The 12,432-nt window shown below is 39.4% G+C and carries 14 protein-coding genes; all 14 read left to right on the forward strand.

The genetic code is table 11. The annotated features are described in order from the left end of the window. The first annotated feature begins 28 nt into the window (after nt 1-28). Nucleotides 29-1,006: a KpsF/GutQ family sugar-phosphate isomerase gene (locus tag P9M13_03095; protein MDP8262272.1), complete on the forward strand. Its 978-nt coding sequence runs from the start codon at nt 29-31 to the stop codon at nt 1,004-1,006. A 150-nt stretch (nt 1,007-1,156) separates the two neighbouring features. Next, nucleotides 1,157-1,672 carry an HAD hydrolase family protein gene (locus tag P9M13_03100; protein MDP8262273.1) on the forward strand — a complete coding sequence of 172 codons (516 nt, stop codon included), beginning with the start codon at nt 1,157-1,159 and terminating at the stop codon, nt 1,670-1,672. A 4-nt stretch (nt 1,673-1,676) separates the two neighbouring features. Beyond that, the gene (locus P9M13_03105; GenBank protein MDP8262274.1) at nt 1,677-2,570 is read left to right on the forward strand and encodes a hypothetical protein; all 894 of its coding nucleotides are present in this window, start codon (nt 1,677-1,679) and stop codon (nt 2,568-2,570) included. A gap of 60 nt (nt 2,571-2,630) precedes the next feature. Continuing rightward, on the forward strand, nt 2,631-3,524 hold the full coding sequence (locus P9M13_03110; protein MDP8262275.1) for a lysophospholipid acyltransferase family protein: 894 nt from the start codon (nt 2,631-2,633) through the stop codon (nt 3,522-3,524). 233 nt (nt 3,525-3,757) lie between these two features. Next, complete coding sequence (lptC, locus tag P9M13_03115; GenBank protein MDP8262276.1) at nt 3,758-4,195, forward strand: LPS export ABC transporter periplasmic protein LptC; 438 nt, start codon at nt 3,758-3,760, stop codon at nt 4,193-4,195. Next, entirely contained in the window at nt 4,186-4,683 is a 498-nt protein-coding gene (locus P9M13_03120) for an LptA/OstA family protein (protein ID MDP8262277.1), read from the forward strand. The genes lptC and P9M13_03120 overlap by 10 nt, the downstream gene beginning before the upstream one ends. Nucleotides 4,684-4,719: 36 nt before the next feature. Continuing rightward, nucleotides 4,720-5,442 carry an LPS export ABC transporter ATP-binding protein gene (gene lptB, locus P9M13_03125; protein ID MDP8262278.1) on the forward strand — a complete coding sequence of 241 codons (723 nt, stop codon included), beginning with the start codon at nt 4,720-4,722 and terminating at the stop codon, nt 5,440-5,442. A 19-nt stretch (nt 5,443-5,461) separates the two neighbouring features. Continuing rightward, complete coding sequence (gene raiA / locus P9M13_03130) at nt 5,462-5,815, forward strand: ribosome-associated translation inhibitor RaiA (GenBank protein MDP8262279.1); 354 nt, start codon at nt 5,462-5,464, stop codon at nt 5,813-5,815. A gap of 40 nt (nt 5,816-5,855) precedes the next feature. Next, on the forward strand, nt 5,856-6,791 hold the full coding sequence (hprK, locus tag P9M13_03135; protein ID MDP8262280.1) for an HPr(Ser) kinase/phosphatase: 936 nt from the start codon (nt 5,856-5,858) through the stop codon (nt 6,789-6,791). A 274-nt stretch (nt 6,792-7,065) separates the two neighbouring features. Further along, nucleotides 7,066-7,353: an HPr family phosphocarrier protein gene (locus tag P9M13_03140; GenBank protein MDP8262281.1), complete on the forward strand. Its 288-nt coding sequence runs from the start codon at nt 7,066-7,068 to the stop codon at nt 7,351-7,353. A 2-nt stretch (nt 7,354-7,355) separates the two neighbouring features. After that, a complete protein-coding gene (gene ptsP / locus P9M13_03145; protein ID MDP8262282.1) occupies nt 7,356-9,113 on the forward strand; it encodes a phosphoenolpyruvate--protein phosphotransferase in 1,758 nt (585 codons plus the stop codon). A gap of 2 nt (nt 9,114-9,115) precedes the next feature. Next, nucleotides 9,116-9,856 (forward strand): nucleotidyltransferase family protein, encoded by a 741-nt coding sequence (locus tag P9M13_03150; GenBank protein MDP8262283.1) that lies wholly within the window; start codon nt 9,116-9,118, stop codon nt 9,854-9,856. 38 nt (nt 9,857-9,894) lie between these two features. Continuing rightward, nucleotides 9,895-11,070, forward strand: coding sequence for a methionine adenosyltransferase (gene metK, locus P9M13_03155; protein ID MDP8262284.1), 1,176 nt, complete (start codon nt 9,895-9,897; stop codon nt 11,068-11,070). A gap of 48 nt (nt 11,071-11,118) precedes the next feature. Further along, on the forward strand, nt 11,119-12,393 hold the full coding sequence (ahcY, locus tag P9M13_03160) for an adenosylhomocysteinase (GenBank protein ID MDP8262285.1): 1,275 nt from the start codon (nt 11,119-11,121) through the stop codon (nt 12,391-12,393). The last annotated feature ends 39 nt before the right edge of the window (nt 12,394-12,432 follow it).

Consider the following 12,432-nt stretch of genomic DNA (forward strand, 5'->3'; position numbering starts at 1 on the left):
AGCTTATAGCTTAACGTCGGAGGGATATATGTCAAAAGCAATGCAAACACATGCATCAATAGATATTGCACTAAATGTTCTAGAAGTTGAAGCCCAAGCAATAGAATCTTTGATGAAACACATCAATGGTGATTTTGAAAAAGCGATTGAGCTTTTGCTGAGTTGCCGGGGTCGTGTTATTGTCACAGGAATGGGAAAGCCGGGTATTATCGGGAGGAAAATATCTGCGACATTAGCCAGTACCGGTACGCCGTCATTATGGCTGCATCCAGCAGAAGCAATACATGGTGATCTTGGAATGGTGATGAAGGATGATATCATAATCGCTATTTCAAATAGTGGAGAAACCGAAGAAATTAGAAAGCTGTTGCCGACAATTAAAAAGATTGGCACCCGTCTGATTTCTTTTACCGGCAATCTGAAATCGACGCTTGCTGAATACAGTGATGTTGCGATTTATGCAGGTGTAGAGAAAGAAGCCTGTCCGTACGATCTTGTTCCAACAGCCTCAACGGTTGTGGCATTAGCGCTTGGTGATGCAATAGCAATCGTTTTGATGCAAAAACGCGGGTTTAGGGTTGAAGAATATGCGTTCTACCATCCGGGCGGAACACTAGGGAAGAGAATGCTTTTAAAAGTTGAAGATATTATGAGAACGGGAACAGCCATCCCACTAGTCTCTGATGAGATGCGAATAAAAGAGGTGCTTTTCGCTATAACGGACGCGCGCGCAGGTGCTGCAATTGTAATTGATGCAAACAAACAGTTGGTGGGTATTTTTACTGATGGAGATTTGCGCCGTTCGATTGAAAAAGAGCCGAATGTTACTGCAATGAAGGTGTCATCGTTTATGACCAAACGTCCTATTACCATAACACAGGATAAGCTTGCAATGGAAGCACTGCGCATTATTAAGGAACGACGTATAGATGAGCTTATTGTTGTCGATAAGGACGGACATCCAATCGGTATCGTTGACGAAAAAGACTTATTAGGCCTTGGGTAACACCCGTAGAGGGTGTGGATTTAGAGGATAGTTATAGTATAACAACACATTACTGTGGACTGAAAGACATTAGAATATCTGACAGTGGTCTATTGCGCGATAGCCTGAAGAACTCTTATGTTTTTCAGTTTTTTAATGAAATGGTGAAATATGAATACAGATGCTCTTAAGAATATTAAGCTATTTGTTACAGATGTTGACGGGGTTTTTACCGATGGAAAAATAATTCTTGATGCCGAGGGAAAAGAACTAAAGAAATTCAATGTGCATGATGGTGCTGCAGTAAAGTATGCCGCACTTGTCGGGTTTAGAACGATTATGATATCAGGAAGAGATTCTGGAGCGGTGACGAAACGCGCCAAAGAGATTGGGATATATAAGGCGTATCAAGGTATCAGTGATAAGGCCGCCGTGTTAGAAAAGATTATTACAGATGAGAGTGTTACGGCTGACCAAATGTGTTTTATTGGGGATGATTTGCCGGATATAGCGGTTTTAAAAAGAGTTGGTTTTTCTGTTGCGGTGAAGAATGCGGTGAGCGAGGTAAAAGAAGTTGCTGACTATGTTACTGAAAAAAGCGGCGGAGACGGGGCGTTTAGAGAAGTGGTTGAACTTGTTTTAAAATCACAGGGACATTGGAAAGAATTGCTAAAGAAAATAAGTTGATAGCATGAACCACAAATTTCATAGACATATACTTTACTATTGTTTGCGTATACTTATAAAATGCGCACAAGTCGTCCCGCGCACTTTGCTGTTAGGTTTTGCAACAGTATGCGGAAATGTATTGTATGTTCTTTTGAAAAAAGAACGCTCCAAAACTAAACGTCATTTGCAGTATGTCTATTCAGAGAAGAAATCGCCGAAAGAAATTAATACCATTGCACGTCATGTATTTGTCAATCTTGCAAAAAACTTGGTTGATTGGATACTGATGGAACGAATGAGTAAGGAAGAACTTGGGAAGCTTGTTAGTATTGAAGGGCGCCATAAGATGGAGCGTGTACTCGCACGCGGTAAGGGAGCCATTGTTATTACAGCGCATATCGGTAATTGGGAGTACCTCGCGTGGTATGTTGCTCAGTATATTTCTCACGGTGGTGTAGGTGTTGTTGCCCGGAAAATATATTATGAGAAATATAACGATCTGATTGTTGGTGTCAGAAAAAAAAATAAAGTGGAAACCATGTATAGTACTGATTCTCCGAGAACTATTCTTCGTGCACTAAAAAACAACTATGCGATCGGAATGCTGCCAGATCAGAATGTGCGGTATCTGAACGGTGTTTCAATAGATTTCTTTGGAAAAAAGTCTTATACGCCGGTTGGGCCTGTAGCTCTTGCACGGACATGCGGGGCAGGGATCGTTCCGGCATTTTTGATCAGGCAAAAAGATAATAGTTATACTATTTATGTGGAAGACGAAATAGATCTTGTTCGTACAGCCGATAAAAAAAGTGATATGCGGGAAAATACGATCAGGTGGAACAGCGTGTTTGAAAAATATATTTTGAGATATCCAGACCAATGGGTGTGGATGCACGATAGATGGAAGAAAGCGTGAAAAAATGAAGCAGAGTGCCTTGGCTGATCGAAAAATTGTTAAAGAGGATCAGTCTGTAATATGAAAAATAGATTTCATAGGCATATACTTTATTATTGTTTGCGTGCACTCATGAAGTGCGCACAAGTCGTCCCGCGCACTTTGCTGTTAGGTTTTGCAACAGTATGTGGAAATGGATTGTTTGTTCTTTTGAGAAAAGAGAGTGCCAAAACTGTACACCACTTGCAGTACGTCTATTTAGGGAAGAAATCTTCCAAAGAGATTAGGACAATTGCGCGCCATGTATTTGTTAACCTTGCAAAAAACTTGGTTGATTGGATACTGATAGAACGAATGAGCAAGGAAAAATTCGGCAGTCTTATCAGTATTGAAGGGAGAGAGAAAATAGAGCGTGTGCTTGCGCGGGGTAAGGGCGTTGTTGCTATTACGGCGCATATTGGTAATTGGGAGTATCTTGCGTTGTATTTTGCTCAGTTCATCCAGCATGCCGGAGTAGATATAGTTGCAAGGGAGATATATTATAAAAAATATGATGATCTGATCGTTGGGTTGCGTAAAAACAATAAAGTAGAGACTATCTATACTACTGATTCTCCAAAGAATATTCTTCGGGCATTAAAAAACAACCGTGTGGTTGGAATGTTGCCGGATCAGAATGTGCGCCATCTTAATGGTGTTTCAATAGATTTCTTTGGAAGAAAGTCTCATACGCTTGTTGGACCTGTTGCTTTGGCACGGGCAAGTGGAGCGGGTGTTGTTCCGGCATTTTTGATCAGGCAAAAAGATAATAAATATACTATTTATATAGAGGATGAAATAGATCTTGTTTGTACAGACGATAAAAAGAATGATATACGTGAAAATACGATCAAATGGAACAGCATATTTGAAGAATATATTTTAAAATATCCCGATCAATGGGTATGGATGCACGATAGATGGAAAAATGTGTAATAAAATGAAGCAAAGCGTATATTGGCCTGATGGAAAGATGATAAGGGCATAGGGAACAATTGTTAAAGAAAATCAGTCTATATAATGACAGATGAGTTTTATAGCACATGAGTAGAAGGGTATATCTGGAAAAGGTATAGTAATATCTCTTCCAGGTGTGGGCGTTACTTACGATCGGCGCAAGAAAGCATAACATAATGTATAAAAATAGCAGAAAAAGCAAAAATAGGACAATGAGTAAATATCGATCGATATTTATTGTGTTTTGCCTTATAATCTCTGCGATGCATTGTTTTTCCGAGGCAAGCGACCTAAAAGGTGTGTTAAAGGGTTTTGTATTTGAATTACCTAATCAGGAAGGTGCGCGTGCAGCGCTCGTAAAAGGAGAAACGGCGACTGTTTTACCGGGTGGTTTTATTGAGATAGACAAGGTTTTTACCCGTATATTTTGTGAAGATGGCAGAGAGGTATTTGTTACATCTGACACGGCTCTTTTTGATAAGAACAATGGAGAGGTTTCGACAGAAGTGCCGGTGAAAATCGTGTCCGAAGGGGTTGTTATAACAGGGACTGGAATGCTTTGGAGATCTAATAAGCAATTGATTGAAATAAAAGAAAATGTAAAAGTTGAATGTGTGTTTGATAAAAAGGATGGTCAACTGTGGGAATAAAAAGAATACTTTTCGGTTGTTTATGTCTGATATGTATGAGTATAGGTGTGCATTCTGTTTTTGGGGAGGAATTGCCGCACGAGCGTTTTGAAAATCCTACGGTAATTACCTCTGATGGCGGTGTTGTGTTTGATTATACAAAAAACATTGCAATCTTTACCGATAATGTTGTTGTGAAAGATGATCAGGGCGTTTTGAAGGCTGACAAAATGAAGGTGTTCTTCGATGCAAAAGGATCGTCAATGAAAAGGATTGAAGCATTTGGTCATGTCTTTATTGATCAGGGTGGAAGGCAAGCAGAAAGCCAAAAATTGCTTATGTTGGTTCCCTCAGGAAAAATTATTCTCACTGGGAATCCACGAATCAAACAGGGGGTAGACACCTATAGCGCCCAAAAGATCACCATTCTAAAAAAATCAAACAGAATAATTTTTGAGCCGAAAGCTAAGCTGATGATATTTCAGCAGAAGAAAGATCAAATATTTTAATTGATAAAAAATAGATAGAGTGGTATAATACAAGCAATGGAATTGTTAAGAACGGAAAATTTGATAAAACAGTATAAATCCCGCAAGGTGGTTAACGGGGTAGAAATTACTGTAAATAAAGGTGAGATTGTTGGGCTTTTAGGGCCTAATGGCGCAGGCAAAACGACAACGTTTTATATGATTGTGGGCTTGGTAAAGCCTAATAAAGGTAATGTGTTTTTTAAGAAGGTGGACATTACGAAGTTGCCGATGAGCCGTAGGGCACAGCTTGGGATTGGTTATTTGTCGCAAGAGCCCTCAATATTTAGAAAGCTTACCGTTGAAGAGAACATTATGGCTATCTTGGAGACGCTCAATATCACGCCTGTGGAGAGGAGAAAGCGTCTCAAGCAACTTTTAGAAGAGCTTAAAATTGCGCATCTTGCAAAAAGTATCGCATATACCCTATCCGGAGGTGAACGACGCAGGCTTGAAATTACACGTGCTATGGTTACTCGTCCGACATTTATACTGTTAGATGAACCCTTCTCAGGGGTTGATCCTATTGCGGTGTTTGATGTGCAGCAAATGATTCTTGAATTAAGGGATAAAGGGCTCGGCATCTTACTTACGGATCATAGTGTGAGAGAAACTCTATCAATAACTGATAGGGCATATATTATGAATGACAGTAGGATACTTATATCGGGAACGGCTGATGAATTAGTGAACAATCCAAAAGCTCGAGAGATATATTTAGGCGAGAAGTTTACTATGTAAATGGAGAATGGAGGTTATTATGGAAGTACATTTTATAAAAAGAACAGATGATGTGACCCCTGAGATGAAGCAGTACATGGAAGAAAAGATTACAAAGATAGAGAGGGTTCCTATTAAAATTATTGATGTGCGCATTACCATGAGCATTCATGGCTATTTGCATTTTGTTGATGTGGCTGTATTGGGGAAAAACCATACGTTCAATGCAAAAGCTGAAGACAAGGACATGTTTGCGGCGATTGATAGTGTCATGGATAAGATTGATCATCAATTGAAAAAACATAAAGATATTACCCGGGATCATAAGGGCATGAACTCTATCAAGGATGAAGAAATACAGATTTCCCAAGAGGTTGAAGAAGAAGATATGTAGGTAGATGTATTTGATTTTGCATAGAGAGAGAGGAAATACTATGCAGGGAATAAAAGTAAGTGCTTTCTATCGCGATTTTAAAGACAAATTGCGGATTAATCTTGTTTCCGGTAAAAACGGGCTTAATCGCGTCATAAAAGTCCCCGAACTTAATCGCCCTGGCCTTGCGCTTGCAGGGTATTTTGATTATTTTGCGTCTAAGAGAGTACAAGTTATGGGAAAAGTCGAAATGACCTATCTCAAATCGTTGAGTGTGAAGGAACGTAAGAAAAGAATAGTAAAACTGTTTGATCAGAATATTCCCTGTATTATCATTGCGAGAAATTTTATTCCCTTGCCGGAGTTATTCCAATTAGCTGAAGAAACAAATACTCCAATATTCAGGAGTAGACTTGTTACAATGAATCTCATAAATAAAGCAACGGCGTTTTTAGATGATGAATTTGCCGAAAGCACTACTATTAGCGGTGATCTAATGGAAGTATACGGTGTGGGTGTGCTTTTGCGAGGGAAAAGCGGTGTCGGGAAGAGTGAATGCGCTCTTGCATTAATAAAGAGGGGGCATCGTCTTATTACTGATGATGTGGTAAGAATCAGAATTGAAGATGGGAAACAACTTATTGGCAAGGGTGCTGAGCTTACGCGTCATCATATGGAAATCAGAGGATTGGGTATTATAAATGTGCAAACCCTTTTCGGTGTAGGATGTGTGCGAGATGAAAAGAGAATAGATCTTATGATTACACTTGAGGAATGGGACAGTAAAAAAGAGTATGAACGATTAGGTCTTATTGATAAAGTGGTCAATATTCTCAGTGTTTCACTGCCCCATGTGGTTATTCCTGTCAGGCCAGGAAGAGATATTGCTCTTTTGATTGAAACAGCATCACTTAACCAGAGATTAAAGTGGATGGGGTATCATTCTGCACAGGATTTGAATAAGAAATTGCTTGATCAGATTAAAAAAGGAAATTAACCGTTCTGTATTATTGCATATATTTTTACCTCCTTCTGCTATCAGTCGGTCGTTAAAGCTATTGACGTATTTAAATGTGCTAATACCATGCCTTTAGAATAAATATGACCTTTGTGTGAATGCTATTCCTACGCTACTAAGACAACTAAGGATTTGATTTTTATTAAAGAAGATGTTATAAGTACTAAGGGTTGTGGTCTTTATGATCGAGAACAAGTGTTCTTAAGCGCGAAATAAAAACGAGTAAAACGACAAAAAAAGAGTGTGCATAGTGATGAAAAAGAGTGTTGCAGTGAAATGCGAAAAAGAAGTGAGCATAGTTAATGAGCTTGGGATACATGCCCGGCCTGCCGCTATGTTTGTTAAGTTAGCGAATACATTCACATCTGAGATCTTTATTGAAAAAGATAAGGAACAGGTTAATGGAAAAAGTATTATGGGTATTATGATGCTTGCTGCAGGAAAAGGCACCAAGATTATTATTCGTGCGGAAGGCGAAGATGCGGATAGTGCTGTAGATGCTATTGAAAAGCTCATAACGGATAAATTTGGAGAGGAATAGCAATGGGCGAGAGAGAATTTAAGGGAATACCTGTATCTCCTGGTGTCGCAATAGGAAAGGTGTTTCTTTTTGATAGCGAAGAAGATGTTATTGTAAAAAGGAAGCTATCTCCCAAGGATATTCCCAATGAAATTACCCGTTTTGAGGGCGCCCTTATTCAGGCACGAAGGGAAATACTTGATATTCAGAAGAAAATCGCTAAGGCGATGGGCACTGAACATGCAGAGATTTTTAATGCTCATCTTCTCGTTGTTGAAGACAGAGCGCTCATTGAAGAAGTTATCAAGAATTTAGAAAAACAACGGTATAACGTTGAATATATATTTATTCAGGTTGCGAAAAAATACTCGAAAATATTTTCCCGGATGGAGGATGATTATCTAAAAGAAAGAGCAAGTGACATACGTGATGTTGCCAGAAGAGTTCTCCATAAGCTTATAGGAAAGAAACGACAGGACCTTGCAGTCTTAAAAGAAGAAGTGATTATTGCAGCGTATGATCTTTCCCCCTCTGATACAGCACTTATGCATAAAGAAAAAGTCATTGGATTTGTCACAGACATTGGCGGAAAAACCTCTCATACGGCGATTATGGCTCGATCTCTTGGTATCCCTGCTGTTGTTGGGCTTAGGGATGTTAGCAGGAAGATTAAGCCTGATGCAATGCTGATCATTGATGGTAATCGTGGCATTGTGATAGTTAACCCTTCAAAAACGACGCTGGAACGCTATGCTGAGCAACAAACAAAATTTGAAATATTCGAAGAAAAACTTGCAAGCCTCAAAAACTTACCTGCTGAGACAAAAGATGGTTTTAAAATTACCCTTGCGGCAAACATAGAGCTCCCTGAAGATGTTCCCAGCGTAATTGCTCATGGTGCTCAGGGGGTAGGGCTGTATCGCACAGAATTCTTATACATGAACCGTTCAGATTTACCGAAGGAAGAGGAACAGTTCCAATCATACAAACAGGTCGCCGAAAAAGTTTCCCCGCACACCGTGATTATACGAACAATGGATCTAGGAGGAGATAAATTTTTAAGCCATCTACAGATTCCTCGAGAAATGAATCCGTTTTTGGGATGGCGTGCTATTCGTTTTTGTTTGGCCCGTTTAGATATTTTTAAAGTACAGCTCCGTGCAATATTAAGGGCAAGTGCTTTCGGTAAGATTAAGATGATGTATCCAATGATATCAGGAGTAAATGAACTTAAGGATGCAAATGCAGCGGTAGAAGAAGCGAAAAAAGAGCTGCGAAAAGAAAAAAAAGCATTTGATGAAAACTTGGAAATTGGCGCTATGATTGAGATCCCTTCAGCTGCCGTTATTTCGGATATTCTCGCAGAAGAAGTTGATTTTTTCAGCATTGGCACCAATGACCTTATACAGTATTCTTTAGCCGTAGATCGTGTAAACGAAAGAATTGCCTATCTGTATGAGCCGACACATCCGGCAGTATTGCGATTAATTGATACTGTTGTGCAAGCGTCGAAAAAAAATGACATTTGGGTTGGCATATGCGGAGAAATGGCAGGTGATCCCGCGACGGTTTTGCTCCTTTTAGGTTTAGGGCTCCAAGAATTTTCAACGAGTGCGGTGATGGTTCCAGAAATCAAGAAAGTAATCAGGTCTGTTACTTTAGAGCAGACAAAACAACTTATTCGAAAAGTACAGAAATACAGGACGGCTGAAGAGGTTCTGGAAGAAGCAACAAAGTTGCTGTATAAGGTAGCACCAGAGCTTGTGGCCATGGGGACTTGATAATGAAAGCAGTTATACTTGCAGCGGGTTTCGCTACACGGCTAAAACCATTAACCGATAATACCGCAAAACCGCTACTACCGATCGCTGAAAAGAAGATGATAGAGTATATTACGGACAGAATGCAGGATATTGCCGCGATTGATGCAATATATGTTATTACCAACGAAAAATTCCATAATGATTTTGTTGAGTGGAAAAGTGAATATTCTTCACAAAAGGATATTCGCATAATAAATGACGGCACAACCGATGATAGTAATAAAAAGGGTGCCGTGGGAGATATTAACTTTCTCTTGCAGGAAGAAAAACTTGATGATGACCTTTTAATTATAGGTGGGGATAACCTGTTTGATCTTGATCTCGGAGATTTTCTTTCGTTTGCCTGTCCCCGAGGAATCACTATTTCTGTGTACGATGTAGGAAGCATTGAGGCTGCACGAAAGTTTGGCATTGTCACAATAAATAATGAAAATATAATTGATAATTTTGAGGAAAAACCATATAATCCCGGTTCTACTTTAGCGGCAATGTGTTTGTATTTTATTCCAAAAGATAAATTGCAGTCTATTTTTACATATATTAAAGAGGGAAATAGCCCAGATCAGCCGGGGAAATATATCGCATGGTTGACGAAAAGTGAGTCAGTGTATGCGTACACCTATAGCGGGATATGGTTTGATATAGGATCTTTTGAGAGCTATCAGGAAGCGAATGCATATTGGCAAAAACGTAACAGTTAAAAGACAAACAGATAAAAAATCTATAAGAGGAGGATTAAATGAGTAAACGAAAAATGTTCACATCAGAATGTGTTTCAATGGGGCATCCTGATAAAATGTGCGATCAAATATCTGATGCAATATTAGATGCGATTCTTGCTAAAGATCCATATGCACGTGTTGCATGTGAAACGCTTATTTGCACAGGATTAATAGTTATTGCAGGAGAAATTACAACAAATGCTATTGTGGACTATAGTGATGTCGCAAGACAAACAGTAAAAGAAATTGGATACGACAGTTGTGAAAAAGGTTTTGATTATGAAACGTGCGGGGTCATGGTGAGTTTGAATAAGCAATCTCCTGATATATCGCAAGGTGTGACAGAAGGCAGCGGATTGCATGCAGAACAAGGTGCAGGAGATCAGGGAATGATGTTCGGGTATGCGTGTAATGAAACTCCGGAACTTATGCCGTTTCCTCTAATGATGAGCCGACATCTGCTTGAAAGGCTTGTGGAATTAAGAGAAAGTAAAACGTTGCCGTATCTTTGCCCAGATGCAAAGACTCAGGTAACCGTTGAGTATGAAGATGGGAAACCGGTGCATGTAAACACCGTTGTTGTTTCTACTCAGCATGCTGAGAATGTAAGTCATGAGACGTTACAAAAAGATATTCTTGAACTGGTTATTAAAGAAATTATTCCTTCCGAATATCTTGACGATAACACAATATATCATATTAATCCTACCGGTCGATTTGTTGTTGGCGGGCCTAAAGGAGATACAGGGGTAACGGGAAGAAAAATTATTGTTGATACCTATGGGGGTATGGGGCGTCACGGTGGCGGAGCATTTTCAGGTAAGGATCCATCGAAAGTTGACAGAAGCGCGTCATATGCCGGCCGATATGTAGCAAAAAATATTGTTGCCGCGGGACTCGCAGACAGATGTGAGGTACAGCTTTCATATGCAATTGGCGTAGCAAAACCAACATCAATTGAGGTTGATACGTTTGGTACAGCAAAAATTACTGAAAGTGAAATTGTTGAACTCATAGAAAAGAATTTTGACTTAACGCCTAAGGGAATTATTGATGGGTTGGATTTAAGAAGACCAATTTATACGGATACCGCTCGTTCTGGTCATTTTGGTAAAAAAGATGACAGTAAATATAAATGGGAAAAAACAGATAAAGCTGACATCCTTAAAAAGGCATTAGCAGTAAAATGTTAGTGGAGTACACAGCGAGAGCATGTATCGTTTTATAAAGAAAGGGAAATAATGGAAACGACAACGAAGTATGATATTAAAAACATTGATTTAGCAGCTGGGGGCAAGAAAAGGATTGAATGGGCTGATAGGGATATGCCTGTTTTGCGTGAAACCAGAAAAAGATTCTCAGCCGAACAACCTTTTAAAGGTTTAAAGATGAGTGCATGTCTTCATGTTACTGCTGAAACGGCTAATCTTGCCAGAACATTAACAGCAGGTGGTGCTGATTTAGCGTTATGCGCATCAAATCCTCTTTCTACACAGGATGATGTAGCAGCGTCATTAGTGAAAGATTACGGTATCTCTGTATTTGCGATTAAGGGTGAAGATAATGATGTATATTACAGTCATCTTAAAGCGGTGCTTGATCGCAGACCGAATATTACAATGGATGACGGTGCTGATCTTGTTTCTGCTCTTCATGGAGAAAAATATAAGGATCTTGTATCAGAAGTTATGGGAAGTATGGAAGAAACAACGACTGGTATTATTCGTCTTAAAGCAATGGAAAAGGATAATGCGCTAAAAATTCCTGTGATTGCGGTAAATGACGCTGACACAAAACATCTTTTTGATAATCGTTACGGAACAGGACAGTCTACACTTGACGGCATTATTCGTGCAACTGATATGCTTATTGCCGGTAAAGCTGTTGTTGTCGCTGGATACGGATGGTGCGGTAAAGGTTTTGCAATGAGGGCCCGTGGTATGGGTGCAAATGTTATTGTTACTGAAATAGATCCTATCAAATGCTTAGAAGCGGTAATGGATGGTTTTAGGGTTATGGATATGAAAGAAGCATCTAAAGAAGCTGATCTTGTTTGTACAATAACTGGTAATATGCATGTTATCCGTAAAGAGCATTTTGAACTTATGAAAAACGGTGCAATGGTAGCAAATTCCGGACATTTTAATGTTGAAATTGATCTGGAAGGGTTAGCCCAAATAGCAGTCGAAGTGAAAAAGGATGTACGTAACTTTGTTGATGAATATGTGTTAAAAAATGGTAATTCAATCTTTGTTCTTGCTGAAGGAAGATTGATCAATCTTGCGGCGGCAGAAGGGCATCCTGCATGTGTGATGGACATGAGTTTTGCAACACAGGCCCTTGCTTCAGAATATGTTGTGCAGAATAAAGGAAAACTATCACCAAAAGTGTACTATGTTCCTCGTGAAATCGATGAGTGGGTCGCTTCATTAAAGTTAAAGACCATGGGTATTACTATTGAGAAGCTTACTCCGGAACAAGTCAAATATCTCGCTTCTTGGGATATGGGAACATAGTTTATAGCGCATAGCGTGTAGCGTTTAGCGGATAGAAAA

This window comes from Candidatus Ancaeobacter aquaticus (assembly GCA_030765405.1).
GTDB lineage: Bacteria > Auribacterota > Ancaeobacteria > Ancaeobacterales > Ancaeobacteraceae > Ancaeobacter > Ancaeobacter aquaticus.

Bases quoted from the DNA above. Each gene is read 5' to 3' on its own strand.
- P9M13_03095 (MDP8262272.1), top strand. From the start codon at position 29: ATGTCAAAAGCAATGCAAACACATGCATCAATAGATATTGCACTAAAT.
- P9M13_03100 (MDP8262273.1), top strand. From the start codon at position 1,157: ATGAATACAGATGCTCTTAAGAATATTAAGCTATTTGTTACAGATGTT.
- P9M13_03105 (MDP8262274.1), top strand. From the start codon at position 1,677: ATGAACCACAAATTTCATAGACATATACTTTACTATTGTTTGCGTATA.
- P9M13_03110 (MDP8262275.1), top strand. From the start codon at position 2,631: ATGAAAAATAGATTTCATAGGCATATACTTTATTATTGTTTGCGTGCA.
- lptC (MDP8262276.1), top strand. From the start codon at position 3,758: ATGAGTAAATATCGATCGATATTTATTGTGTTTTGCCTTATAATCTCT.
- lptB (MDP8262278.1), top strand. From the start codon at position 4,720: ATGGAATTGTTAAGAACGGAAAATTTGATAAAACAGTATAAATCCCGC.
- raiA (MDP8262279.1), top strand. From the start codon at position 5,462: ATGGAAGTACATTTTATAAAAAGAACAGATGATGTGACCCCTGAGATG.
- hprK (MDP8262280.1), top strand. From the start codon at position 5,856: ATGCAGGGAATAAAAGTAAGTGCTTTCTATCGCGATTTTAAAGACAAA.
- P9M13_03140 (MDP8262281.1), top strand. From the start codon at position 7,066: ATGAAAAAGAGTGTTGCAGTGAAATGCGAAAAAGAAGTGAGCATAGTT.
- ptsP (MDP8262282.1), top strand. From the start codon at position 7,356: ATGGGCGAGAGAGAATTTAAGGGAATACCTGTATCTCCTGGTGTCGCA.
- P9M13_03150 (MDP8262283.1), top strand. From the start codon at position 9,116: ATGAAAGCAGTTATACTTGCAGCGGGTTTCGCTACACGGCTAAAACCA.
- metK (MDP8262284.1), top strand. From the start codon at position 9,895: ATGAGTAAACGAAAAATGTTCACATCAGAATGTGTTTCAATGGGGCAT.
- ahcY (MDP8262285.1), top strand. From the start codon at position 11,119: ATGGAAACGACAACGAAGTATGATATTAAAAACATTGATTTAGCAGCT.